Annotated in this window: 21 protein-coding genes and 1 other annotated feature (1 of these 22 cut by a window edge); of the genes, 2 read left to right on the forward strand and 19 right to left on the reverse strand. The window is 35.6% G+C overall.

Annotated elements, in window-relative coordinates; translation table 11 throughout:
• The 6 genes from coaBC to ACH6CY_RS01565 form a co-directional block, all read right to left on the reverse strand.
• Complete coding sequence (gene coaBC / locus ACH6CY_RS01540) at positions 1-1,200, reverse strand: bifunctional phosphopantothenoylcysteine decarboxylase/phosphopantothenate--cysteine ligase CoaBC (RefSeq protein WP_374065446.1); 1,200 nt, start codon at positions 1,198-1,200, stop codon at positions 1-3.
• Between the two features lie 100 nt (positions 1,201-1,300).
• Positions 1,301-1,513, reverse strand: coding sequence for a DNA-directed RNA polymerase subunit omega (rpoZ, locus tag ACH6CY_RS01545; RefSeq protein WP_374065499.1), 213 nt, complete (start codon positions 1,511-1,513; stop codon positions 1,301-1,303).
• The gene (gene gmk / locus ACH6CY_RS01550; protein ID WP_374065447.1) at positions 1,513-2,133 is read right to left on the reverse strand and encodes a guanylate kinase; all 621 of its coding nucleotides are present in this window, start codon (positions 2,131-2,133) and stop codon (positions 1,513-1,515) included. The genes rpoZ and gmk overlap by 1 nt, the downstream gene beginning before the upstream one ends.
• Before the next feature lie 51 nt (positions 2,134-2,184).
• The gene (gene remA / locus ACH6CY_RS01555; protein WP_374065448.1) at positions 2,185-2,445 is read right to left on the reverse strand and encodes an extracellular matrix/biofilm regulator RemA; all 261 of its coding nucleotides are present in this window, start codon (positions 2,443-2,445) and stop codon (positions 2,185-2,187) included.
• A gap of 119 nt (positions 2,446-2,564) precedes the next feature.
• Complete coding sequence (locus ACH6CY_RS01560) at positions 2,565-3,440, reverse strand: YicC/YloC family endoribonuclease (protein WP_374065449.1); 876 nt, start codon at positions 3,438-3,440, stop codon at positions 2,565-2,567.
• A gap of 108 nt (positions 3,441-3,548) precedes the next feature.
• The gene (locus ACH6CY_RS01565) at positions 3,549-6,203 is read right to left on the reverse strand and encodes a cation-translocating P-type ATPase (RefSeq protein ID WP_374065500.1); all 2,655 of its coding nucleotides are present in this window, start codon (positions 6,201-6,203) and stop codon (positions 3,549-3,551) included.
• Positions 6,204-6,290: 87 nt separating this feature from the next.
• Between ACH6CY_RS01565 and ACH6CY_RS01570 the strand changes: the two genes are divergently transcribed.
• Entirely contained in the window at positions 6,291-8,012 is a 1,722-nt protein-coding gene (locus tag ACH6CY_RS01570) for an Rqc2 family fibronectin-binding protein (RefSeq protein ID WP_374065501.1), read from the forward strand.
• A 331-nt stretch (positions 8,013-8,343) separates the two neighbouring features.
• On the opposite strand, the gene pyrE is transcribed toward ACH6CY_RS01570, so the two are convergent.
• The 12 genes from pyrE to lspA all read right to left on the reverse strand — a co-directional run bounded on the left by pyrE (position 8,344) and on the right by lspA (position 21,482).
• Positions 8,344-8,976 carry an orotate phosphoribosyltransferase gene (gene pyrE, locus ACH6CY_RS01575; protein ID WP_374065450.1) on the reverse strand — a complete coding sequence of 211 codons (633 nt, stop codon included), beginning with the start codon at positions 8,974-8,976 and terminating at the stop codon, positions 8,344-8,346.
• Positions 8,963-9,679: an orotidine-5'-phosphate decarboxylase gene (pyrF, locus tag ACH6CY_RS01580; RefSeq protein WP_374065451.1), complete on the reverse strand. Its 717-nt coding sequence runs from the start codon at positions 9,677-9,679 to the stop codon at positions 8,963-8,965. The genes pyrE and pyrF overlap by 14 nt, the downstream gene beginning before the upstream one ends.
• Positions 9,651-10,586 (reverse strand): dihydroorotate dehydrogenase, encoded by a 936-nt coding sequence (locus tag ACH6CY_RS01585; protein WP_374065452.1) that lies wholly within the window; start codon positions 10,584-10,586, stop codon positions 9,651-9,653. The genes pyrF and ACH6CY_RS01585 overlap by 29 nt, the downstream gene beginning before the upstream one ends.
• A complete protein-coding gene (locus ACH6CY_RS01590; RefSeq protein ID WP_374065453.1) occupies positions 10,583-11,350 on the reverse strand; it encodes a dihydroorotate dehydrogenase electron transfer subunit in 768 nt (255 codons plus the stop codon). The genes ACH6CY_RS01585 and ACH6CY_RS01590 overlap by 4 nt, the downstream gene beginning before the upstream one ends.
• Entirely contained in the window at positions 11,347-14,547 is a 3,201-nt protein-coding gene (carB, locus tag ACH6CY_RS01595; RefSeq protein WP_374065454.1) for a carbamoyl-phosphate synthase large subunit, read from the reverse strand. Before carB ends, ACH6CY_RS01590 begins: the two co-directional genes overlap by 4 nt.
• A complete protein-coding gene (locus tag ACH6CY_RS01600; protein ID WP_374065455.1) occupies positions 14,526-15,647 on the reverse strand; it encodes a carbamoyl phosphate synthase small subunit in 1,122 nt (373 codons plus the stop codon). Before ACH6CY_RS01600 ends, carB begins: the two co-directional genes overlap by 22 nt.
• Complete coding sequence (locus ACH6CY_RS01605; RefSeq protein WP_374065456.1) at positions 15,640-16,926, reverse strand: dihydroorotase; 1,287 nt, start codon at positions 16,924-16,926, stop codon at positions 15,640-15,642. Before ACH6CY_RS01605 ends, ACH6CY_RS01600 begins: the two co-directional genes overlap by 8 nt.
• The gene (locus ACH6CY_RS01610; protein ID WP_374065457.1) at positions 16,883-17,815 is read right to left on the reverse strand and encodes an aspartate carbamoyltransferase catalytic subunit; all 933 of its coding nucleotides are present in this window, start codon (positions 17,813-17,815) and stop codon (positions 16,883-16,885) included. Before ACH6CY_RS01610 ends, ACH6CY_RS01605 begins: the two co-directional genes overlap by 44 nt.
• Positions 17,816-17,877: 62 nt before the next feature.
• Positions 17,878-19,233: a solute carrier family 23 protein gene (locus ACH6CY_RS01615; protein ID WP_374065458.1), complete on the reverse strand. Its 1,356-nt coding sequence runs from the start codon at positions 19,231-19,233 to the stop codon at positions 17,878-17,880.
• Between the two features lie 130 nt (positions 19,234-19,363).
• On the reverse strand, positions 19,364-19,912 hold the full coding sequence (gene pyrR, locus ACH6CY_RS01620; RefSeq protein WP_374065459.1) for a bifunctional pyr operon transcriptional regulator/uracil phosphoribosyltransferase PyrR: 549 nt from the start codon (positions 19,910-19,912) through the stop codon (positions 19,364-19,366).
• 191 nt (positions 19,913-20,103) lie between these two features.
• The gene (locus tag ACH6CY_RS01625; protein ID WP_374065460.1) at positions 20,104-21,018 is read right to left on the reverse strand and encodes an RluA family pseudouridine synthase; all 915 of its coding nucleotides are present in this window, start codon (positions 21,016-21,018) and stop codon (positions 20,104-20,106) included.
• A complete protein-coding gene (gene lspA, locus ACH6CY_RS01630) occupies positions 21,015-21,482 on the reverse strand; it encodes a signal peptidase II (RefSeq protein ID WP_374065461.1) in 468 nt (155 codons plus the stop codon). The genes ACH6CY_RS01625 and lspA overlap by 4 nt, the downstream gene beginning before the upstream one ends.
• Before the next feature lie 254 nt (positions 21,483-21,736).
• Between lspA and ACH6CY_RS01635 the strand changes: the two genes are divergently transcribed.
• The gene (locus ACH6CY_RS01635; RefSeq protein WP_374065462.1) at positions 21,737-22,969 is read left to right on the forward strand and encodes an MFS transporter; all 1,233 of its coding nucleotides are present in this window, start codon (positions 21,737-21,739) and stop codon (positions 22,967-22,969) included.
• 99 nt (positions 22,970-23,068) lie between these two features.
• On the opposite strand, the gene ileS is transcribed toward ACH6CY_RS01635, so the two are convergent.
• Entirely contained in the window at positions 23,069-25,822 is a 2,754-nt protein-coding gene (gene ileS, locus ACH6CY_RS01640; RefSeq protein ID WP_374065463.1) for an isoleucine--tRNA ligase, read from the reverse strand.
• Between the two features lie 194 nt (positions 25,823-26,016).
• Positions 26,017-26,064: a binding site (T-box leader), on the reverse strand (it continues 176 nt past the right edge of the window).

Here is a 26,064-nt window from a genome sequence, read left to right on the forward strand (position 1 = left end):
CTAATCAACCTTTATATCTTTATTTATTTGCATTAAAATTTGTTTTGCTATTTCTTGTTTTGTCGCTAGACTAAAGTGATTGGTTTCACCAGATTGATGTAAATAAATAACCTCATTTGTATCTGATTGAAACCCAATACCTGGTGTTTTTATATTATTTATAATAATCGCATCTAACTGTTTGCTTTTTAGTTTTTTCTCGCCAAATGATAGCGGATGATTCGTTTCTGCAGCAAAACCGACTAAAAATTGATGCATTTTCCTTTGGCCTAGCTCTTTTAAAATATCTTTTGTACGTTCGAACTCAATAGTTAAATCTCCATCTTTTTTCTTCATTTTATCCTCATAAGTAACTTTTGGACGATAATCAGCTACAGCAGCGGCTTTAATAACAATGTCACTTTGATCAAAATGTGTGTGGATTGCCTGATACATTTCTTCTGCTGTTGAAACATCTATTCTTTTAACATTAGCTGGTGTTTTAAGAGAAACTGGACCAGCAACTAACGTCACTTTAGCCCCCCATTTAGCTGCCACTTCTGCTAATGCAAATCCCATTTTACCAGATGAATGGTTCGTAAAGAAACGAACAGGATCGATTTTTTCCTGCGTTGGTCCAGCAGATATTAGCATCCTTTTCCCTGCCAGTAATTGCTTCTTATCTTGGTCTTTTTTTATAACATCAACAATTGTTTCTGGTTCTTCTAACCTACCCTTGCCAACGTAACCACAAGCTAAATACCCTTCACCTGGTTCAATAAATCGATAACCCCATTCTTCTATTGTTTTCATATTTCTTTTTACTGCGGGGTGGGCATACATATGAACATTCATAGCAGGTGCAATATATACATCTGCTTCCGTAGCTAATATAGTAGTAGATAGCATGTCATCCGCGATGCCATTAGCAATCTTTCCAATGATATTAGCTGTTGCCGGAGCAATAATGAATATATCAGCCCAATCAGCTAAGTCTATATGTGCTATTTTACTTGGATCTTTCTCATCAAATGTATCTGTATATACTGGATTTCTAGCAATAGCTTGAAAGGTTAAAGGAGTAACGAATTCTTGTGCACTTTGTGTCATAATCACTTTTACTTCTGCACCTTGTTGCACTAATTTACTTGTTAGCGCGCATGCCTTATATGCAGCAATACCACCTGACACACCTAATACAACACGCAAACCGTTTAACATATTTATCACCTCTTTATTAAGTTAAGACTGACTATTTCATGTTATAGAAGAAACCCTCGTCTACATAAGGTAAACGAGGGAACAATGAAAAAGAAAGTGGTCATCTTCTTTCTTTAACATCTGCAGGAATATAAGTAAGCTTTTTCGCTTCAATCTCTTCTAGTGCGATGCCTACATTTTTTGCAGACAAAGGATGTTCAATTTGGTACCTTTTCACTTCTTGGATTTGACGTGCTCGCTTTGCAGCTAAGGATACCAAAGTATATTTCGAATTAATTATTGTTTGTAATTTATCAATAGATGGCTCTAACATCATTTTTCTTCTACCTCCAACACTTTTTTGTATTGATTTGCCACACGTTCACGTTTGCAATGCTCACTTTTTACAATTGCTTGAACTTTCTCAACCGCTTTATTGATTTGATCATTAACGACAACATAGTCATATGCATCCATCATTTTTATTTCTTGTTTAGCTGCACGTAAGCGATTAGCTACAAGATCTTCACTTTCTGTACCACGATTGACAATTCGATTTTTTAATTCCTCTAGATTGGGCGGTGACAAGAATATGAAAACACCTTCCGGAAAATTCTTTTTCACTTGTAATGCACCTTGTACTTCAATTTCTAAAAACACATCTTTTCCGGATTCTAACGTTTCTTTTACATATTTACGAGGGGTTCCATAATAATTCCCGACATATTCTGCATACTCAAGTAACTGGTTGTCTTGAATCATTTGTTCAAATTCTTCTCTTGAGCGATAAAAATAATCAACAGCTTCCGTCTCCCCTACCCTTTTGTTTCTCGTTGTCATAGAGATTGAATATTGCAAATCTGTAGCTTTGTCAAATAGCGCCTTACGAACTGTCCCCTTTCCTACACCAGAGGGGCCTGATAATACAAATAAAATACCCTTTTCTTCAATCAAAATAGATCCTCCTGTTTTTCAAACACAATAATTGATATCTGCGTGTTCATCTTATTCTTCAGTTATTTCTTCATGACTCAACACACGTTGCCCTACCGTTTCAGGTTGGACAGCAGAAAGAATGACATGATCACTATCACTTATGATTACAGCTCTTGTTCTACGTCCATATGTAGCATCTACTAGTTTATTATTCTCTCTTGCTACCGTAATAATACGTTTTATTGGCGCGGATTCCGGTGATACAATCGAAATAATTCGATTAGCTGACACAACGTTACCAAAGCCAATATTAATCAACTTTATGCTCAATCTTGTTCCTCCTCTAAATAAAAATCATAATATATCAAGATATGTTCCTTAAGTAAAATAAATTATTTTCGTTTGTAATCTTTTTTATTATAGTACAAACTTGAATCAGATGAAAATCATTATTCAATATTTTGAATTTGTTCTTTTATTTTTTCCATTTCAGTTTTTAAGGTTACTACCCAACGACTGATTAGCGTATCATTTGATTTTGATCCGATTGTGTTCACTTCGCGCTGCATTTCTTGTAAAATAAACGATAACTTCTTTCCAATCATTTGTTCTTCACGCACTGTTTTATAAAATTGTTTTACATGACTATGTAATCGAGTGATTTCTTCCGTGATATCACCCTTTTCCGCTAATAAAGCTACCTCTTGGTCAATTTGTGTGGAGTTTTCCATTTGATTGTTGCTTAGAGTGAAAATTCTATCTAAAATTCTATCCCGATAATCCATTATAACAGTTTCCCTTCGATCACCCAACTGATTTATTGTCTTCTTCACTATTTCTAAACGATTCATCACATCTTCAGCAATTAACTGACCTTCTTCTATTCGCATGTTAATTACTTTATCACAAGTAATTTGAACCGTTTCAAGGATATGATTTATCAGATTTTTATCTAAAGAATTTTTTTGCATGGAAACAATATCTGGTATCTCAGATAATAAAGACACTGCTTCTCCTACAGAAATATTGTATCTTGCTTGAATAGCTTGAATAGCATCCATATGAGATGCCAATAGATCCCAGTTTATCGAATAACCTGATTGATTTTTCTCTTTATTTTCGAGAGTTATTGTGCAATCTATTCTTCCTCTTTTTAAATTTTTTTGGATTATTTTTTTTATATCATGCTCAAAACGATAAAGATTAGTCGGAGCGTGAATAGAAATATCGAGAAATCGATGGTTAACTGTTTTTATTTCTACAGCAATCACTTTTTCGTTTGTAGTTAAAGAGGTTTCCCCAAAACCTGTCATACTTTTTGTCATTTCATCACATCCATTATAAAAGGATTTTTCTTACTCACTTTGCTATCCCTTTATTTTAACAAAATAAAAAGAAAGTAGATAGGACAATCCCGTCTACTTTCCTATTCACTATTTTTTTGATGGGATAAAACCGAATAATACAGTTGGTATTGCAGCCATACTTACTACATAAATCCAATCATTTGAACGAATTGGCAGTGTTTCAAAAATTATTTGTAGCGGAGGATAATAAATAACGAGTAATAATAAAAGAATGGAAGATATCACCGCTGCGATTAAATATAGATTCTGCAATGGGTTTCTAGCAAAAACAGAACGTTCACTCCGACAGTCAAACACGTGAATTAATTGCGCCATTACTAATGTCGTAAATGCGATCGTTCTTGCATATGTTAAGTGGGTCGGATCATTCTGATAAGCGGTTATAAAAGCAAACAAAGTAACTAACCCTATCATTAAACCTCTTGTAATAATTTTAACACCTAAGCCTCTAGAGAAAACACCTTCTTTCACTGGTCGAGGCGGCATTTTCATTACATTCTGTTCTGGTTGATCTAAACCTAATGCCATCGCCGGTAATCCATCGGTGACTAAGTTAACCCATAAGATTTGGACAGGTATTAGAGGTAAAGGATAGGATAACATAATCGCAAAGAGCATTACTAATATTTCACCTACATTGGACGCTAATAAATAACGGATAAACTTACGGATGTTTTCATAAATATTTCTTCCTTCTTTAATTGCTGCTTCGATAGTAATAAAATTATCGTCTAACAGCACTAATGATGATGCTTCTTTAGCTACATCAGTACCAGCAATCCCCATACTAATACCAATATCACTAGCTTTCAATGCCGGTGCATCATTGACACCATCACCAGTCATCGCTACAATATGTCCTTTTTGTTGTAACGCTTGAACAATACGCAATTTATGAGTAGGCGTCACACGTGCAAATACGTGAATGTCATCAATTTTCTCGGATAAGGATTGATCAGACATTTGATTTAATTGATACCCAGTTAAAACAGCATCTTCTCGTGTAATTAGATTTAGTTGCTTGGCAATAGCGGTTGCAGTCTTGGCATGATCCCCTGTAATCATTACTGTTTTTATACCAGCATCCTTACATGCCTTGATCGCTTGTTTCACTTCTTTTCTTGGCGGATCGATAATACCTGCTAGACCAACGAAAGTTAAATTATTTTCAATCGAATGATTATCAAACGTGGTTTCTGTTGAAAGTGGTTTAATACATATCGCAATTGTTCGCAATGCACTAGCAGCCATATGATCAACCTGTTGATTTATGTTGTTGTTGTCTTTACTTGTAATTGGTCTTTTCCCCTTGTCATCAAGGATATAATTCGATCGAGGTAATAGAACATCTGGTGCTCCTTTAGTAATTGCAAATCGTCGATTCAAACTATCTTCGACAATGACCGTCATTCGCTTTCGATCTGAATCAAACGCAATTTCATCTATATTTTTGTACGATTCAAGCGATTGTTCATTTAGGTCAGCTTTATATGCCGCTACTAATAATGCGATTTCAGTAGGATCACCATCCATTAACCATTTATTGTTTTGTTTTTTTATTGATGCGTGACTGCATAGCATACCATACAACAAGGCTTCTTTTATTAATCTATCTTGTGTTTTTTGTTGATTAACATAAAAGCTTCCCTTTAACTCATGACCATCTCCAGTAACATCTATTAACTGATGATTAACATACAATTGTTTCACCGTCATTTTATTCTCTGTTAATGTGCCTGTCTTATCTGAACAAATAACAGTTGTATTCCCTAACGTTTCAACTGCAGATAACCTTCGAACAATCGCCTTCTTTTTGATCATTCGTTGCACACCTAATGAAAGTGCAACAGTAACTATCGCCGGTAATCCTTCTGGAATTGCAGCAACCGCTAAAGATATCCCCGAAAGAAACATGTCATATAATGGATGACCTTGCCAAATACCAACCCCTACTACCATCACTGTCAAAAGCAAAGCAATCACAATTAATATTTTCCCTAAATTCTCTAATCGTCTTTCTAATGGCGTTGGTTGGGCTTTCGTTTGTACTAGTAGATCTGCAATTTGTCCCATGACCGTTTGCATACCAGTAGCGACAACAACCGCTAGTCCAGTTCCTTTCGTCACTAGAGTACCCATGTAAGCCATATTGTGTTGGTCAGCAAATTCAATATTATCTTGAGAGATTTTATTAGACGTTTTATTTACTGGAACAGATTCACCAGTCAATGCGGACTCCTCGATTTCTAAGCTTTTCTCTTTGATTATCCGCATATCAGCAACAATTCTATCACCACTTGATAATTTAACGATATCTCCAACTACTATATCTGTAGAAGGAATAGTCAGCCATTCCCCCCCCCTTAACACATGTGCAACCGGGGCAGATAATTCTTTCAATTTCGCCAATGATTTCTCCGCTTTTTGCTCTTGAAAAAAACCTAATATACTATTCATTAATACAATAACGATAATTGCAATTGCATCTACATATTCTCCTAATAAACCTGACAATAAAGTTGCAGCCAATAACACTAACACCATAAAGTCTTGAAATTGCTTCAAAAATAAAAAAAGAAGCGAAGAACGTTGTCGCTGATTTAGTTGATTTAAGCCAAATTTCTTTAACCGAGCTGCGGCTACCTCATTCGTTATCCCTTTCATTCGGTTGGTCGAAAGCTTGTCCATTAATTCACGCTCACCTAATTGATACCATTTCACTTCACATTCCTCCATTACATTCGCTCCTAATCAAATCTATGCAGAAAAGGAATAAAAAATGTATAATATGAACATGAGGTGATGAAAGTGACATTCGATGGTGTTGTAACACGTGCAATAACAAATGAATTACAAGAAAATTTAGTAACAGGCCGAGTACTTAAAATATACCAACCAACCAAGACAGAATTACTTTTGACTATACGTGCACAAGGAACAAACAAATCTTTACTGCTATCCGCACATCCTAGTTATGCACGATTCCACTTAACAGAAGATGCTTACCAAAATCCAACAGAGCCACCAATGTTTTGTATGCTTCTTCGTAAACATTTAGTCGGTGGATTTATTGAAGCAATCGAACAGTATGAAAATGAACGTGTTGTGTACTTTTCTTTTAAAGGAAAAAATGAAATTGGTGACGAAACTAGAAAGACGTTAGTTATAGAGATCATGGGAAAGCATAGTAACATCATACTGATCGATCAAGAAAAGGGACATGTGCTAGATAGTATTAAGCATGTATCTCCTTCTCAGAGCAGGCATCGAACCGTTTTACCTGGCCAACCTTACATTTTGCCACCTAATCAAGGGAAAGTAAATCCATTGAAAGCTGAAGCGGATGCATTTCGTAAAAAACTAGACCTTAATGCAGGAAAAATCGATCAACAAATTGTCCAAGCTTTCATGGGGGTTTCTCCTTTATTAGCCAAAGAAATTGTTCATCTTGCTAAGTTAGGATCTTTCACTGCTTATGAAACAGCCTTTAATCAATTAATGACAAGTATAGGCGAAAATGTTTATGAGCCTTGTATCTATCAAAGTAAAAAAGAAGATTTCTATGTATTACCTTTAACGCACATCACGACGGAAAGAAATGTATTTACTAGTACAAGTAGTATGCTTGATGCTTTCTATTCTGGCAAAGCAGAGCGTGATAGGGTCAAGCAACAAGCCGGTGATTTACTACGCTTATTGAAAAATGAAATAGATAAAAATAAGCGAAAAATAAAAAAACAAAAACAGACGCTCAAGAAAGCTGAAAAAGCAGATGATTATCAACGATATGGTGAGTTATTAACGGCTCACATGCACACTATTTCAACTGGCGATGACCAAGCAACTGTATTAAATTACTATGATCCTGAGCAAAAAGAAATCACCATTCCGCTAGACCCAAACAAAACACCTAGTCAAAATACACAAGTTTATTTTAAAACGTATCAAAAATTAAAAACATCAAAAATAAAGGTAGAAATTGAAATTCAAAAGGCTAATCAAGAAATTTTATATCTAGAAGAAATTATTCAACAAATTGAAGCTGCAAGGGAGCAAGATATTGAAGAAATACGTGATGAACTAAAAGAACAAGGATATGTTAGAAAGCGATCTAAAACTCGTAAGAAGAACAATAGGCCTAAAAAACCTGAACCTGAGAAATTCATCTCCAGTGATGGTACACCCATCTATGTTGGTAGAAATAATAAACAAAACGAATATCTTACTACTCGATTAGCATCGAGAACTGATATCTGGCTTCACACAAAGGATATTCCCGGTTCGCATGTCGTTATTCGTGGAAATACACCATCTGAAGAAACGCTAGCTGAAGCGTGTCAATTAGCAGCTCTATTTAGTAAAGCAAAATCTTCTTCTTCTGTACCGGTTGATTATACTGAAATACGTCATGTAAAAAAACCAAGTGGAGCGAAACCTGGTTATGTTACTTATGATAATCAAAAGACATTATTTGTAACCCCTGACGAAACATTTATAGAAAACTTAAGAAAATCAAATCATTCACATTAACTCCATCCAAAAATGTTTTTGTTTGTATAAATTAATACCTTATATAAAATAAAACTAAAACAAAGCTAAATAATGATGTACTCTCCTTAGAGTAGACAAATCTTTTTAAAAAATGTGTTTCTATACTAAGGAGAGCTTTTATGTCTCATAGATCCTATTCAGCATATTTGAAAATATATTGAATCGTAAGTTCACGGCAGAAAAGCCGAATGAAACGGGTAACGGAATTTAAATATAATAATGTAAAAAAGTTTATTTAAACGCTATTATCAATGTATATAAGCGTTCGATCGTGAGTTATGTTTTAGGGAATTCAAATAATAGTAATCAGCTATCTACCTGACTGGGGTTTTAAACCATTTCTCCAATCAATTAAACTTTGATATTCTTCAGCAGTAATCGTACCTTCATCTGACAAAAGTGTAATTAACGTATCAAAATTAGTTAACGTACGCAATAAAAGGTCGTGTTGCTCAAAAGATCTCATCGTCTGAGGCAGTCCATAAGTGAAAATAGCAAGAACAGCTAATACTTCTATTCCATCTTGGCGTAATACTTCAGCTGTTTCAATTGCAGATCCACCTGTTGAAATGAGATCTTCGATGACAACGACTTTTTGTCCTTTCATTACTTTCCCTTCGATTTGATTTCCTTTTCCATGTCCTTTTGGCTTCGATCGAACATAAGCCATTGGTAAATTTAACTTATCAGCTAACCATGCAGCATGAGGAATTCCAGCGGTTGCACAACCCGCAATACAATCAGGCTGTTCTTCTAATTGCTTTACTTCCTTAACAAAAGCAGCTGCAATTCGGTTTCGAATGTCAGGGTAAGATAACGTTAATCGATTATCACAATATATCGGAGACTTTATTCCAGATGTCCACGTAAATGAACGATCCGGTTTAATTTGAACTGCTTTTATTTGATACAAGTCGTTTGCTAACTGTTTATTTATTGACATTGTCCCACTCCTTCAATGCTTGTTCATACCTTTGTTTCGGGTTATCCGATTCAGTAATACTTCTACCGATAACTAAATAATCTGCCCCATTTTGTTTAGCTAATTCAGGCGTTGCAATTCGTTGTTGATCATTACTACTTGTATCTTTTAAGCGTATTCCTGGCGTTACAGTTAAAAAACCATCTCCACACACATTTTTAATTTTAGCAGCTTCATGTGCAGAACAAACAACACCATCAGCACCTTGATCTTTCCCCATTTTCGAAAAATGCATGGCCATATCAGCTAAAGGATATGCAATTCCTAATTGACTAGATAGCATGTTTTGATTCATCGATGTCAATATCGTAACTACTAATAACTTAGCTTGATTTTTATCACTCGGTGTGCCTTCAACTAATCCTTGTTTAGCCGCTTTAATCATATCCGCTCCACCAAATCCATGCACATTTACAAAATTGACTCCTAACTTTGCTAAATTACGCATCGATTTATAGATTGTTGTCGGTATGTCATGTAATTTCAAGTCTAGAAAGATAGAATGGTTTTTTTCTTGTAATTTTTTTATTACATCTATACCTTCACGATAAAATAATTCCATTCCTACTTTAACTGGAATACCTTCTAAATTATTTTTTTGTAAAAAATGACTTGTTTGTTCCCAAGTCGGAAAATCAAGAGCTAAGTATATTGGTTGATTCATCGATATGCCCCTTCCCAATTGCATCTTCTACAGAAGAAAAACCGTATTTATTAAGTACTTCAGGTAAAGCCGTAATAATTTCCGGACAAATAAATGGATTTTCAAAATTAGCCGTTCCTACTGCAACAGCGTTTGCTCCAGCTAATAAAAACTCTAATACATCTTCAGCGCAAGTGATACCACCCATACCAATAATCGGTATATCTATCGCTTGCTTCACTTGGTAAATCATTCGAATGGCAACCGGTTTAATAGCAGGACCAGATAAACCTCCAATTTTATTTGCTAAGATGGGTTTTCTTGTTTGAAGGTCTATTCTCATCCCTGTTAATGTATTAATCATTGATAACCCATCTGCACCAGCTTTTGCTACAGTATCGGCTATTTCTACAATATTTGTTACATTTGGCGACAACTTTACATATAAAGGAACATCACTTTGCGCTTTCACTCTTTTAGTTACTTCTGAGGCTAGGTAAGGATCTGTACCGAATTGCACACCACCCTCTTTCACATTTGGACACGAAATGTTTAACTCAAGGGCTGCGACCTGCTCTGTATTTCTGAAAGCTTTGGCTACCATTTCATATTCCTCAATTGTACTACCTGCAACGTTAGCTATAATTGGCGTATCATATGCTTGTAATTCTGATAATTCATTAGCTATAATATTAGCTACGCCCGGATTTTGGAGCCCAATCGCATTTAACATTCCAGCAGTAGTTTCCGCAACACGTGGAGTCGAATTTCCATATCTAGCTTCAGCTGTTGCTGCTTTGATAATGATTGCACCTAATTGATTCAAATCATAAAAGTTACTATATTCTGCTCCAAATCCAAAACAGCCAGAAGCAGGCATAATTGGATTTTTTAACGTTAGTCCAGGTAAAGAAACGGATAGGTTCATGCTAAAATCACCTCATTTGCATTGAATACTGGACCTTGTTGACAAATTTTCTTATAACCACCATCTGAACTCGGAATGACACAAGCAAAACATGCACCTACACCACACCCCATTCTCTCTTCCAAAGAGATATAACCTTTATGTTCTTTTAAGTCTCTTGTTATCCCCTTTAGCATTGGCGTTGGCCCACAAGAAAAATAATAATCAAAACTTGGTTTTATCGCTTGATACACATCTGTTACAAATCCACCATGACCATAACTTCCATCATTTGTTGCAACACAAACCTCTCCTAATGCTTTAAATTCTTGCTCAAAGAAAACATGAGAAGCAGTTTGGAATCCTAAAATTGACGTAACCGATACCCCTTTATTCACTAATTGTTTTGCTAAGTAGTAAAGCGGTGGTACACCGATTCCTCCTCCAATTAACAATGCACGATTCATTGTTAGATTATCAATTGGATAAGATGATCCACAAGGTAATAATGCGTCGATTTTTTCGCCCACTTTTTGCTGACTTAAATAACTGGTACCTTCACCTACCGTTTTAAAAATAATTTTTATTATTTTATTGGCATGATCCACATCAGCTATAGAAATAGGTCGACGCAACACATGTGTGTGATCCTGGCCAATTTTTATATGAATAAATTGGCCAGGCTTAATGTCTAATGTTGATTCTTCACTTAAAACATGGAGTAAAAATGTTGATTCAGCTATTTTTTCATTATCAATAATGGTCAGATTAGCTTTTCTAATCATCTGATCACCTCTTGATTCATCACTGCTGGCTGTGCAGAAAATGTCGTTGAATCAATTACATTTAAAATTGCAGTAGCTGTATCTAAGCTAGTTAAACATGCAATTCCGTGCTCCACCGCTTCTCGACGAATACGAAATCCATCGGATCTAGGACGCTTACCAGAATTGAGTGTATTAATTACAAATTGTACTTCTCCATTCTCGATAATAGACAGTACATTTTTTTCTTCTGTTCCTATCTTACCAACGGTAGTCACTGGTAATTGATTGTCCGATAGATAAGTTGCTGTCCCCTCTGTTGCGAACAATTGAAAACCTAGTTGATGAAATCTTTTTGCTATTTCAGCTGCCTCTTCTTTATCTTTATCTGCAACAGTCAATAATACTGATCCTTCCATTGGAATATTTAATCCAGATGCGATTAACCCTTTGTAAAGTGCTTTTTCTAAAGTTTTATCTCTTCCAATTGCTTCACCAGTCGATTTCATTTCAGGGCCCAAAGTTATATCCACACTTCTTAATTTATTAAAAGAGAATACAGGTACTTTTACCGAAACATGTTCTGGTTCGTCTAGCAAACCATCTTGATAGCCCATCTCCTTTAATGATTTACCCATAATACATTTTGTTGCTATTCTAGCCATAGTAACGCCTGTTATTTTACTAAGAAACGGAATTGTTCTACTTGCACGAGGATTTACCTCTAGCACATAAACGGCATCATGATGCACAACAAATTGAATATTAATTAATCCTTTTACATGCAGTTCTTTGGCAATTTTTATCGTTATATCAATAATTTCTTGCTTAATTTCTTGTTTAAGACGTTGTGATGGATATACAGCGATGGAATCTCCAGAATGAACGCCAGCTCGTTCGATGTGTTCCATTATTCCAGGAATCACCGTCGTCTCTCCATCACTAATCGCATCAACCTCTACTTCAATTCCAGTTAAATATTTATCTATAAGTACTGGATGCTTATGTTTCATTTTTGTATTTTTATCTAAGTAAGCAAAAAGCTCCTGATCATTATAAACAATCTCCATTTGGCTTCCACCGATAACATAAGAAGGTCTTACTAACACTGGATAACCAATCTCGTTTGCAGCTTCTTTCGCTTGATCTAGCTGCTTTACACTTTTCCCTTTGGGTTGAGGTACATTGATACGTGATAGCATTTGCTCAAACTTATCTCGATCCTCCGCAACATCAATTGCTTCTAGTGCAGACCCTAAAATAGTTACCCCTCTGCGTTCTAATCCTTCTGCTAGATTAATAGCTGTTTGTCCACCAAATTGCACAATAACACCAAGTGGTTTCTCTAATTCTACTACATGCATGACATCTTCTAATGTTAACGGTTCAAAATAGAGTTTATCGGATACACTAAAATCGGTCGATACTGTTTCTGGATTATTATTTAAAATAATTGCTTCATATCCTGCCTCTTTTAATGCTAATACAGAATGAACAGTTGCATAATCAAATTCAATACCCTGTCCTATTCTGATTGGCCCTGAACCTAGTACCAATACTTTTTTACGATTAGAAATAATGGACTCTTGTTCATCTTCATACGTACTATAGTAATATGGTGTAGCAGACTCAAATTCGGCGGCACAAGTATCTACCATTTTGTATACAGGTAAGATCTTTTCATTGATACGTTGTTGATAAATTCCGTCTATCTCCGCCTTCCACATTCTAGCAATCTGTTCATCTGAGAATCCTATTTCTTTCGCTTCTCTCAAAATTTCTATAGAATGTGGAGCTTTAGTTAATTTCCTTTCGATGGAAATAATATTGTTCAATTTCCATAAAAAATAATAATCAATTTTTGTTAAGCTATGAATTTTCTCTACCGACACGTCACGTCGCATAAGTTCAGCAATAACATACACACGTTCGTCATCTATTTGCAGTAATTTTTCTAATAACTGATCGGTCGATTTATCCGTTAGATAAGGTAGATTAAAGTCTTCTTCACTAATATCAAGGGAACGAATGGCTTTCAGGAAAGATTCTTCAAAAGTTCTGCCAATTGCCATTACTTCACCTGTAGCTTTCATCTGTGTACCTAGTGTTCTGTTTCCTGTAGTAAACTTATCAAACGGAAATCTAGGAAACTTTGTTACTACGTAATCTAAAGCTGGTTCAAACGCTGCAAAGGTTGTTTTTGTAATTGGGTTTTTTATTTCATCTAGTGTTAAACCAATGGCTATTTTTGCTGCTATTTTTGCAATTGGGTAACCAGTAGCTTTAGAAGCAAGCGCAGATGAACGACTAACTCTTGGATTAACTTCGATAATGTAATAATCAAAGCTATTTGGATCTAGCGCTAATTGAACATTACATCCACCTTGGATTTCTAGAGCTCGAATAATTTTTAAAGATGCATTGCGCAAGAGTTGATACTCTCTATCACTTAATGTTTGTGAAGGAGCAACTACGATAGAATCACCTGTATGTACACCTACTGGATCAATATTTTCCATATTACAAACAACAATTGCTTGATCATTTTTATCTCGCATCACTTCGTATTCTATTTCTTTAAAACCAGCAATATTTCGTTCAATCAAACATTGATTTACAGGTGACAATGCTAAGCCATTTCGAGTGATCGATTTTAGTTCTTCTAGGTTGTAACACATACCTCCACCAGTTCCGCCTAACGTATAAGCAGGTCTAACAATTAACGGAAAGCCAATTTCACTTGCAAACTGAACAGCTTGCTCCACGCTTGTTACGATTTGACTTTCTGGAACAGGTTCATTTAATTGATGCATTAGATTTCGGAACTTCTCGCGGTCTTCTGCTAGTTGGATAGCTTCTAATGACGTACCAAGTAATGCTGTGTTATGTGCTGCTAGAATTCCCTTTTCTTCAAGTTCAACAGCTAAGTTAAGACCTGTTTGTCCTCCTAGTGTTGGTAGTATGGCATCTGGTTTCTCTTTACGAATAATTTTCGCTAAAAAGTCAACAGTCAACGGTTCCATATATACGGTATCTGCTACAGTAGCATCTGTCATAATTGTTGCAGGATTAGAGTTAGCAAGAATAACTGTGTATCCTTCTTCTTTTAACGCTTGACAAGCTTGTGTGCCTGAATAATCAAATTCAGCAGCTTGACCAATAATAATTGGCCCTGATCCAATAACAAGTATTTTCTTTATATCTGTACGTTTTGGCATGTGATCGACTCCTTTACCGTTAATTTATACGTATCAATTTCAGTTAAAAACTGATCAAACAAATAACTAGTGTCTTCTGGGCCTGGTGAACTTTCAGGATGATATTGCACCGAAAATGCAGGGTATTTCTTATGAGAAATCCCTTCTACTGTTTCGTCATTCAATGCAACCTGTGTTAAAGATAAATCTGTTTTTGCTAGTGAATCTACAGTTACTGCATAACCGTGATTTTGAGAGGTAATATATGTTTTTCCAGAAGTTAAATCTTTGACCGGATGATTTGAACCTCGGTGTCCAAACACCATTTTTTCTGTGTCCGCACCACACGCCAATGCTAATAGTTGATGCCCTAAGCAAATACCAAAGATAGGTATATCATTTATCACTGTAGCAATCATTTCAATTGCTTCTGGTACATCTTTTGGATCACCAGGACCATTTGTTAAAACAATTCCGTCTGGCTTTAATCGAAGAATTTCTTCTGCACTATAATGGTAAGGAACAACAGTAACATGACAGTTCCTTTTCGTTAATTCTCTTAAAATACCATGTTTCATACCAAAATCAATTAAAACAATGCGTTTTCCTCTACCTGGAACAACATATGGTTTTACTGTTGAAACATTACTCACTTGATTGTGCATTAATTTTGTATCTTTTAATCTATTTTCATAACCTTTATCAAAAAACTCTAGATAAGCTTCTGTCAAAATCCCTTTCATTGTGCCATATTTCCGAATGATTTTCGTTAACTTTCTTGTGTCTATGTTTGAAATAGCAGGAATACCTTTTGCTTTCAAAAAACGATCTAGTGATTCTTCGCTTCTGAAATTAGATGGTTGTTGACAAGACTCTTTTACTACAAATCCATAAATAGAAGGGGTAATCGTTTCAAAGTCTTCTCTATTGATCCCATAATTTCCTATTAACGGATAAGTCATAGTGACAATTTGACCACAGTAAGAAGGATCTGAGAGTATCTCTTGGTAGCCAGTCATCCCAGTATTAAAAACAACTTCACCGACACTTTCTTCTAAACTACCGAACGCTTTTCCCGTAAAAATAGTACCATCTTCAAGAATTAATTGACGCTTATACATAGTAATCCTCCTCAAAAACGATTTCACCTTCGACAATGGTTAACACAGGTTTACCCGTTACTTTCCATTTATCAAATGGTGTATTTCTCCCTTTTGATAGAAAAGTAGTTTTATCAATATGCCACTCTTTTGTTATATCTAGTAAAGTAAGATTAGCTTTAGCTCCAATCTTCAAGCTTCCCACTTCCATTCCAAAAACTTGTGCAGGTTTGAAGGATAGCCAATCAAGCAACTGCCTTAAAGTCACAATATTGGTTTGTACAAAATGTGTATACAAAAGCGAGAATGCTGTCTCTAAACCAACGATACCAAACGGTGCCTCTTTCATTCCTCTCCCCTTTTCTTCCTCTGTATGTGGAGCATGGTCGGTCGCAATGAAATCAATTGTGCCATCAAGTAGTCCCGTCAACAGTGCCTGCTGGTCTGCTTTAGTACGAAGCGGGGGGTTCATTTTATAATTTGAATTCGATTCTTTAATATCAGACTCATTTAACAATAGATGATGTGGTGTCACTTCTGCAGTCACACGAATACCCGCACGTTTGGCATCACGTATTACTCGAACAGATTCTTTTGTACTAACATGGCAAACATGATAATGACAACCAGTTGCTTCTGCTAATAACACATCTCTAGCAATCTGTACTGATTCACAAACAGAAGGTATTCCTTTAAGATGCATTCGTTTACTAGTTACCCCTTCGTGCATTACGCCACTATGTATCAATGAATTGTCTTCACAATGTGCAACCAGAGCCAAATCTAAAGATGCTGCGTCCTCCATCGCTTGAAGCATTTGGTCAGCTGTTTGTATACCAACCCCGTCATCTGTAAATGCAAATGCTCCTGCATCTTTTAATTCCTTCATATTAGAAAGCTCTTCACCTTTTAAACCTTTTGTAATGGATGCATAAGGTAATACGTTTACTTTTGCTGTTTGATTCATTCGCTCGTATATCGCTTCTAAAGTCTTTTTATTATCAGGAACTGGGTTCGTATTTGGCATCGCACAGATCGTTGTATAACCACCTTTAGCTGCCGCATTTGTTCCTGTTTCAATTGTTTCTTTTGCCTCTCCACCTGGTTCACGTAAATGAACATGTACATCAATAAACCCAGGAGAAATGATATGTTCTTTTCCATCAATAATCACGTCTTCATTACTTTGCCTTACTTTTTGACCAATTTCAGATATTACACCATTTGAAATCCGTATTTGACACAATTGTAGTTCATTATTGAACAATACTCGGTTGACATTTTTGATTATAATTCCCATAACTAATCCCCCTTGATTGAAATAAGTGATAAATAACAGCCATCCTTGCTTTTACACCATTTTCCATTTGTTTAAAAATACGTGATTGCTTGCATTCGACTAGTTCGCTATCAATTTCTACTCCTCTATTTACTGGTGCAGGATGCATGATGATGGCATGATTTAACATATTATTAGCTCTTTCTTTTGTTAAACCGTATTGAGATAAATAACTTGTTTTATTAAGGCGGTCATGTTGCTTATGCCTTTCTTCTTGCACACGTAATAGCATAATGACATCACATGTTTTTACTGCTTGATCTAGTTCCATATAGGTGAAATCAAGACTCTTATCTTGCCATTCTTTTTTGCAAGATAGAAACACATTTGCGCCAAGTGTTTGTAATGCATATGCATTAGAACGAGCTACACGACTATGTTTAATATCGCCTGCTATTGCAATATTCAATCCTTGAAATTCTTGAAATTCTTGATAAATGGTATACAAATCAAGTAAGCATTGGGTCGGATGTTCACCAGTTCCATCTCCTGCGTTAATAATTGGAATATTGATTTGTTCAGCTAATTGTTGTGCCATATTGTTTACAGGGTGACGTATAACTAAAAAGGAAGCACCAATTGATTCAAATGTTTTAGCTGTATCATACACACTTTCTCCCTTTTTTGTACTGGAAGTCTCATTATGGAAATCGAGCACCTCTATGCCCAACTTTCTTTCAGCAACAAGAAAACTCATTTTCGTTCGTGTACTTGGTTCAAAAAACAAATTCCCCGCAAAAAGTTGCTCTTTAAAAGGTGCATCACCGTTATTATCCATTTTGTCGCTAAGCTTAATTAGGTGCATTAGCTCATAGTCTGTAAGATCTTTTATCGAAACAAAATGATCCACACTGACTCCCTCCCTTAATATAAGGGACTGTTCTTCTTTAGAAGACAGTCCCTACTCTTTAATTAATTCCCATCTGATTTGAACATATTTCCATTGCCGTAACCAGATTCTTTTCCTGGTAAGATAAGATTTAGAACTACACCTATGATCGCAGCTAATGCCATACCTGCTATTTCTATATTTACTCCGGAAATATTAATTCTTACTAGTGCGCCACCAATACCAATGACTAAAATAACAGAAGATATAATTAGGTTTCTATTATTCCCAAGATCAATCTGGTTATCAACGAGCATACGGAGTCCACTAGATGCAATAATACCAAACAAAAGAATAGATACACCGCCCATTACCGCTGTAGGTATGGAGTTAATTATATCTGGGATAATTCCAATAAATCCAAACGTAATTGCTAGTACTGCAGCTCCACCGATAACAAACACGCTAAATACTCTTGTGATAGCAAGTACACCAATATTTTCACCATAAGTCGTGTTAGGTGGTCCACCTAACACGGAGGCAATTATTGTTGCCACACCGTCTCCTAAAATAGAACGATGTAGCCCTGGTTCTTTTATAAAGTTTTTTCCTGCTACTTTTGACAGCACCATTTGATCACCAATATGCTCAGCAATTGTTACAATAGCTACTGGTACCATAATCCAGAAAATACTCCAACTAAAAACATCAAATGGATTAAAGTCTTTAAACGGAATAACAAACTCAGGTAGTACAAACACAGCCCCGAAGAATGCTCCGATTGAATCTGCATGAATAATCGATTCCCATGTTGCACGTATGGTAGAAGTGTCTACAATGCCTTGTATTAAGGCAAAGATATATCCACAAACAATACCTATCAAGATTGGAATAAGTCCGAAAAATCCTTTAAAAAATAATGATCCTATAATTGTAATTGCAAGTGTTACTACAGCAACTAAAAAGTGTTTTCCGCTATAGGTTCCATCCACATTCATCGCCATATCTACTGCTGTTGGCGCCAATCCTAATCCAATTACAATGATCACTGGTCCTACTACAACTGGTGGTAAAATTTTCATTAACCAATCTAACCCAAAAGACCCAATTAACAGGGCTAATATACCATATACTAAACCTGCTAAAAAACTTCCTATCATCGCTCCAGGAATCCCGCTTTCTCCAATGGCAGCGCCAATTGGCGCAATGAATGCAAAGCTTGACCCCAAATAGGCTGGTATCCTTCCTTTTGTAATGAACAAATACGCTAACGTACCTGATCCACTTGAAATCAATGCAACAGCAGGTGGTAAACCTGTTAAAAACGGAACTAATATTGTAGAGCCAAACATCGCGAATAAGTGCTGTAAACTTAACATAAACCATTTTGATTTTGGTGGGACATCTCGTATATCCATTACCATATCTAATTTTGCCATAATCTAATTCCTCCTCTGTTTCTCTCCATAAAAAAACCTCTTTGCAAATGTTGCAAAGAGGTACACATGTAATTTGAGCCTACACGTATCCTATAGCAACCTTGCAAGTCTCTCTGGACTTAATTAAAGGTTAATTATCTTTTTCAAAAATACTTACTTTGTCTTCTTGATCTGTTTCATCTAACGCTACCATGATGACTTCATTTTGTGATGTAGGAATGTTTTTCCCTATATAATCTGCACGGATTGGTAACTCTCGATGCCCCCTATCAATTAGTACAGCTAATTGAATTTGGGACGGTCTGCCTTGATCAATGATTGCATCCATTGCAGCTCTAACCGTTCTACCTGTATACAATACATCATCAACTAGAATTACCTTTTTACTGGCGATTTTTTCTTGAAAATCCGTGTGATGTAGTTCCGGTTCTTCATTTTCGACAGCATGGCTTAAATCATCTCGATACAATGTAATATCAATTTCTCCTATTGGTATCTTTACATCTTCAATCGAGATAATTTTTTCTTGTAGCCTTTTAGCTAATGGTGCTCCTCTTGTTTTGATTCCAACAAGCATAAGGTTATCTACACCTTTATTTCGTTCCAATATTTCGTGTGCGATTCGTGTAAGCGCACGATTAATAGCTGCTTGATCTAATAGAATTGCTTTTTGTTTCATTACACTATCGCTCCTTTTGTAATAATCAACCTTTACGATGCAAACAGTAGAAAACCCTTTTCTCCGTAAGAAGAAAAGGGTTAAAACATACGCATATAATCGTAATATTCACCGTTTCCTTTTCAGCCTCACGGGACTGTTATTAAAGGTCGTTTAATTACTAATGATTATTACATTAATTGTTTCTTTTGTCAATGTAATTCTTTCACTTTTGCTAATGTATCCAAGAATATTTTTGGTGGCTCTACTTGAAAATGCATCCATTCTTTTGTTGTAGGATGCTCAAATCCTAATTCTCTTGCATGTAATGCTTGACCACCGATTTTTAATGTCTTTCTTGGTCCATACTTTGGATCACCGACTAATGGAAAACCAATATATTTCATATGCACACGAATTTGGTGTGTTCTGCCCGTTTCTAACACACATTTCACATAGGAAAATCGATCACTAATACGTTCAATTACTTCAAAATGGGTAACAGCTTCTTTACCACCTGACATAACAGCCATTTTCTGACGATCTTTTGTATCTCGACTAATTGGCGCTTCAATTGTCCCATATTCATGAGGTACAGCACCATGTACAATTGCTTCGTAAGAACGTTTAACTGTTTTTGCTTGTAATTGTTTTGCTAACTGCTGATGTACTTGATCGTTTTTAGCTATCATTAGCAAACCACTTGTATCACGATCGATTCGATGAACTATCCCTGGTCGAGTGACTCCATTTATCCCTGATAACTCTTTACAATGATATATTAAAGCATTTGCAAGCGTACCATTAGAATGACCTGCTGAAGGATGAACTACCATTCCTCTTGGTTTATTTACAACAAGAACATCTTCATCCTGATAAATAATCTCTAGTGGAATATTTTCTGGTATAATATGAATTGGCTCTGATTCCGGAACTTCCCAGTTAATTACATCATTTGTTAAACAATTATAATTAGCCTTTACTTGCTTTTGATTAACTAAACAATAACCTTCTTTAATCCATGTCTGAATTTGTGATCGAGAAGTATCTGGCAACACGTTTGATAATACTTTATCAATCCGCATACCTTGATCCTCTTCTTTAACGATATATTCTTTTTTTGTCATGCCTGTTTATTTCCTTTCTTTTTTTCATCAATAAATGTGGCAATAAAAACAAGTATTACACCAATAACTAATGTCGAATCTGCTATATTAAAAATCGGATAATCATAGCTACCAATATACACATCAAAGAAGTCAACTACCTCTTTACGAAAAAGTCGATCAATAAAGTTACCAATTGCTCCCCCTAAAATAAAAGCAAGCGAAATTCCCGTTAGCAAACTATCCTTTGCATATTTCTGTATATAATATACAATAACAACAATAACAATAGAAGTTATTATGTAGAAAAAGCCCATTTGTCCTGCAAGAATTCCCCAAGCAGCTCCGGTATTACGGTGTGATGTAATATAAAAGAAATTTTCTATAATTGATATACTTTCACTTAATTCCATATTCGCAACTACCCACCACTTTGTGAGTTGATCAATCGTAATAATGATCAATGCGATGATGTAATAACGCATCTGTCTCCCCCGTCTCCTGATTAAATTTACTCTTATGCATTTTACCATAAAGTAAATCTTCATTCCATTGCACAATACACTAGTGATCAATATATTTTCTTTTCGATCAGGTTTTTTCTGTTGAAATTTTGTTATATTGTAGGGTATGAGATAATATCCGACCAGAGACTGTATTATCCAGATAATTATTAATATATGCTATAAAACAGTATTACCCATTGAATGATTGCTAAGTTGAAAAAGGAGAAAAAATTATGCATGTTTTTCGTAATTATCATAGAAATATAAAAATTAGAATCGGTCAAATCTTTCTAACAGATATGGTAGCAGGTGCAATCTTTCCTTTTATCGCTATTTATTTTGCAAACTATTTTGGTGCTACAATAACCGGGATCCTACTAATTACAAACGTACTGATTAGTTTAGTTGTAGGTTTATACGGTGGCTATTATTCTGATTTGATTGGACGTAAGAAATTAATGGTTTTAGCTAGTACTATCCGTATGATTGCTTTTGCAATTATGACAATCGCTAACTCTTCGATTTGGCTTTCTCCTGAAATCACATTTTTTATGGCTATTTTAATCACAGCATCTTTTGGTTTAGATGGGCCTGCTAGTGACGCTATGATTATTGATATTACTAAGCCGAACGAACGAAAAGGTGTCTATGCGTTGCTATATTGGAGTTTCAATCTTGCCTTTGCAGTAGGAGGAATACTAGGTGCATTAACTTTTAATGATTACTTATTTGAATTATTATTAACGATGACCTTAACAAGCGTTGCATCCAACATACTCATTATCTTTTTTATTTCCGAAACGATGGAAAAATCTGAAACGATCGACAATAAAAACGTGCTAAAACAAATGTTTAATAGTTACAAAAATGTCGCAGGAGATAAACTATTTATTCTATTTGTGATTGCTGGTCTTCTTATCCAGTCGATCGAAAATCAATTAGAAAATTATATTGCTATTCGGTTAAATAATGATATGCCTGTACAAGAGATATTTGGTTTTGGAGTATCAGGCGTTGAAATGGTAGGTTTCTTAAAATCTGAAAATACAATTATCGTTGTTGTTTTAACTGTTTTTATTACAAAATTTATATCTCGTTTCAACGAAGGAAACACGTTCTTATGGTCTATTGCCATTTTCACAGCTGGATATGTTGGTATAAGCTTTTTTGATAATGTTTGGTTATTATTTGGATTTATGATACTCGCTACCGTTGGAGAGCTAATGCGTGTGCCAATCCAATCTGATTTCCTCGCAAGTATACCAACAGATGATAAACGAAGTTCTTATATGGCTGTGTATGGTTTAGTTTTTAATGGTTCCATGATGATTAGTTCATTTTTCGTTACGCTAGGCGGAATTTTTTCTAAAGAAACGATGTCTATATTAATTATGCTTTGCGGCTTAACTGGATTTATTATTATGAAGTACATTATGAATGACTTAAAAGCCAGAAGAGATGCATAGGCAACATAAAAACGTCCAGCCCCTATCTATTAAGATGGAGCTGGACGTTTTTATTTTATATAGATTTTTCAAACGATTAATAGCAGCTGTTGCTTACAATTAATCTTGATAGTGTTCTCTGACAATGGAAGCACAACGAACACATAAACTTGGATGCTCAGCTACTTCTCCAACAGAATCAGCAGCTACCCAGCAACGTTCACATTTTTCACCTTCATGCTTTTCAACCTTAACTGTCACATATTCATAAGCTTTTCCGTCAGTTAATTCAGAGGATAACTCCACTTCAGAAACAATAAATAATTGGTGTAAATGTGCAATGTTTTCTAAAAGATTTTTTGTTTGTTCATTATTAGCAACAATTTTTAATTTTGCTTCTAAAGATTTTCCAATGATCTTTTCAACACGTGCTTCTTCTAAAGCTTTTAATACATCATCACGCACATTCATAAATAGATCCCATTTTTCTTGTAGATCCGCTTGGTTAGCAATATCACGAGCTACTGGCATATCAGTTAATTGTGCACTATCTTCTTCTACACCTGGAATAAAGCCCCATGTTTCTTCAGCAGTATGTGTAAGAATTGGTGTTAGTAATTTCACCAAGCTGGTAATCATTTCATAATATACCGTTTGGATGCTTCGACGTCTAACATTATCTTCAGCTTCAATGTACAGTATATCTTTTGCAAAATCTAAATAGAATGCACTTAATTCAATCGAACAGAAATGATGAATGGCGTGATAAACAGTAGAGAAATCATACGCATCATAAGCTTTTGTAACCTTTTTAATTAATTGTTGTAATCGAAGTAGCATATAGCGATCTACTTCTTGCAACTGATTATCCTCTACTACATGGTTCTTCGGGTCAAAATCTGCTAAGTTTCCAAGTAAAAAGCGGAATGTGTTTCTGATTTTACGGTACCCTTCCGAAGTTTGCTTGATTATCTCATCAGAGATTCGTACATCTGCTTGATAGTCTACAGATGCAACCCATAGACGAAGAATATCTGCACCATATTGCTTCATAATCTTAGACGGTACAACTACATTACCGACAGATTTACTCATTTTACGACCTTTACCATCTAAAGCAAATCCATGACTGATTACTGTTTCATATGGCGATTTTCCTGTCACTGCAACTGCAGTTGAAATAGATGAATTAAACCAACCACGGTATTGGTCAGACCCTTCTAAATAAACATCTGCAGGACGACGTAATTCTGACCTTTCTTCTAGTACACCTTGATGCGAGGAACCAGAATCAAACCATACATCCATAATATCCATTTCTTTCGTGAATGTACCGTTAGGACTATGCTCTGATGTGAAACCTTCTGGCAATAAATCTTTTGCATCCCATTCAAACCAAATATTAGAACCATGCTCTCTAAATAATTTAGACACATGTTGAATTGTTTCATCTGTAATGATTGGTGTTCTGTCTTCGCCATAGAATACTGGAATAGGTACACCCCATGTACGTTGACGAGAAATACACCAATCTGCTCGATCACGAACCATATTATACAGGCGTGTTTCGCCCCACTTTGGCAACCAGTTAATTCGGTTGATTTCAGCTAAAATATCTTCTCTAAAGTCTTTAATTGATGCGAACCACTGATTTGTCGCACGGAAAATAGTTGGTTTTTTTGTGCGCCAATCATGTGGATAAGAGTGTGTAATGAAGTTAAGGTGTAGTAATGCACCTAATTCTTCAAGCTTTTGTGTAATCTCTTTATTTGCTGCATCATAAAACAAACCTTCGAATCCTGGTGCTTCGTCTGTAAACACACCTTTTTCATCTACTGGACATAGCACATCCAACCCATATTGCTTAGCGATATTAAAGTCATCTTCCCCGTGTCCTGGTGCAGTATGAACCAGACCGGTACCACTTTCTGTTGTTACATGGTCACCTAAAATAACAAGAGAATCACGATCATATAATGGATGCTTAGCAACTAACTTCTCCGCATCTTTACCTTTAAACGTTTTTACAGTTTCAGGATTTTCCCAAGTTAATACTTCCGCAATCTGATCAATCATATCTTCTGCAACAATATACTTCTGATCAGCTACTTTTACAACTGCATAAGAAAGATCGGGATGAAGCGCAATTGCCAAGTTCGCTGGTATTGTCCATGGTGTCGTCGTCCAAATAATGAACTTCTCATCACCATCTAGTAATGTACCAGGTTCTTTCACATCAAACGCTACATAAATAGAAGCAGAGCGCTTATCTTGATATTCAATTTCAGCTTCTGCAAGCGCTGATTCAGATGAAGGTGACCAGTAAACAGGTTTTAATCCCTTATAAATGTAACCTTTTTTAGCCATTTCACCAAACACTTCAATTTGTGCTGCTTCATATTCTTTATTTAAGGTAATGTACGGATGTTCCCAATCACCACGAACACCCAGTTGCTTAAATTGTGTTCGTTGATTATCTACCTGTTTCAACGCATACTCTTCACATTTAGTTCTAAATTCTGCTGTAGTCATTTTTTTGCGATTTACTTTTTTCTTCGCTAAAGCTTGCTCAATTGGTAGTCCATGTGTATCCCATCCTGGTACATACGGTGCATGGAAACCACTCATTGATTTATATTTTACGATAAAGTCTTTTAAAACTTTATTTAGCGCGTGCCCCATGTGAATGTCACCATTCGCGTAAGGTGGTCCATCATGTAAGACAAATAAAGGTCTTCCTTCTGTACGCTTTTGTACTTGTTGATATAGATTGCTCTCTTCCCATTCTCCTTGCATTTTCGGTTCTTTATTTGGCAAATTCCCTCTCATTGGGAATGCTGTTTTTGGCATTAATAACGTATCTTTATAATCCATTTTGTTTCCTCCTGTTTACTTTTAAAATTAGATTTTTTATGGGTACACTTGCCACTTGCTTTCAAGTATAAACGGTGACGGAATCATCATTTTGCACTTTCGATTACACTTAGATAAAGATAAATCACTCACTTAATCACTGAATCAATGCTATTACTACAATTTTAAAAATAAAAAAAGTCCTCTACATCCCTGTAAGGGACGAGAAGACTCGTGGTACCACCCTTCATAAATGAAGATAG

It is taken from the genome of Paraliobacillus sp. JSM ZJ581 (genome assembly GCF_044383835.1).
Lineage (GTDB): Bacteria > Bacillota > Bacilli > Bacillales > Amphibacillaceae > Paraliobacillus.

Coding starts and splice junctions, on each gene's coding strand:
- ACH6CY_RS01600 (WP_374065455.1), bottom strand. CDS start 15,647: ATGTATAAGCGTCAATTAATTCTTGAAGATGGTACTATTTTTACGGGA.
- ACH6CY_RS01625 (WP_374065460.1), bottom strand. CDS start 21,018: ATGACAAAAAAAGAATATATCGTTAAAGAAGAGGATCAAGGTATGCGG.
- ACH6CY_RS01560 (WP_374065449.1), bottom strand. CDS start 3,440: ATGACAAAAAGTATGACAGGTTTTGGGGAAACCTCTTTAACTACAAAC.
- rpoZ (WP_374065499.1), bottom strand. CDS start 1,513: ATGTTAGAGCCATCTATTGATAAATTACAAACAATAATTAATTCGAAA.
- ACH6CY_RS01590 (WP_374065453.1), bottom strand. CDS start 11,350: ATGATTAGAAAAGCTAATCTGACCATTATTGATAATGAAAAAATAGCT.
- ACH6CY_RS01585 (WP_374065452.1), bottom strand. CDS start 10,586: ATGAACCTATCCGTTTCTTTACCTGGACTAACGTTAAAAAATCCAATT.
- carB (WP_374065454.1), bottom strand. CDS start 14,547: ATGCCAAAACGTACAGATATAAAGAAAATACTTGTTATTGGATCAGGG.
- ACH6CY_RS01635 (WP_374065462.1), top strand. CDS start 21,737: ATGCATGTTTTTCGTAATTATCATAGAAATATAAAAATTAGAATCGGT.
- lspA (WP_374065461.1), bottom strand. CDS start 21,482: ATGCGTTATTACATCATCGCATTGATCATTATTACGATTGATCAACTC.
- pyrR (WP_374065459.1), bottom strand. CDS start 19,912: ATGAAACAAAAAGCAATTCTATTAGATCAAGCAGCTATTAATCGTGCG.
- pyrE (WP_374065450.1), bottom strand. CDS start 8,976: ATGTCAATAAATAAACAGTTAGCAAACGACTTGTATCAAATAAAAGCA.
- ACH6CY_RS01605 (WP_374065456.1), bottom strand. CDS start 16,926: ATGGGAATTATAATCAAAAATGTCAACCGAGTATTGTTCAATAATGAA.
- pyrF (WP_374065451.1), bottom strand. CDS start 9,679: ATGAATCAACCAATATACTTAGCTCTTGATTTTCCGACTTGGGAACAA.
- coaBC (WP_374065446.1), bottom strand. CDS start 1,200: ATGTTAAACGGTTTGCGTGTTGTATTAGGTGTGTCAGGTGGTATTGCT.
- ACH6CY_RS01615 (WP_374065458.1), bottom strand. CDS start 19,233: ATGGCAAAATTAGATATGGTAATGGATATACGAGATGTCCCACCAAAA.
- ileS (WP_374065463.1), bottom strand. CDS start 25,822: ATGGATTATAAAGATACGTTATTAATGCCAAAAACAGCATTCCCAATG.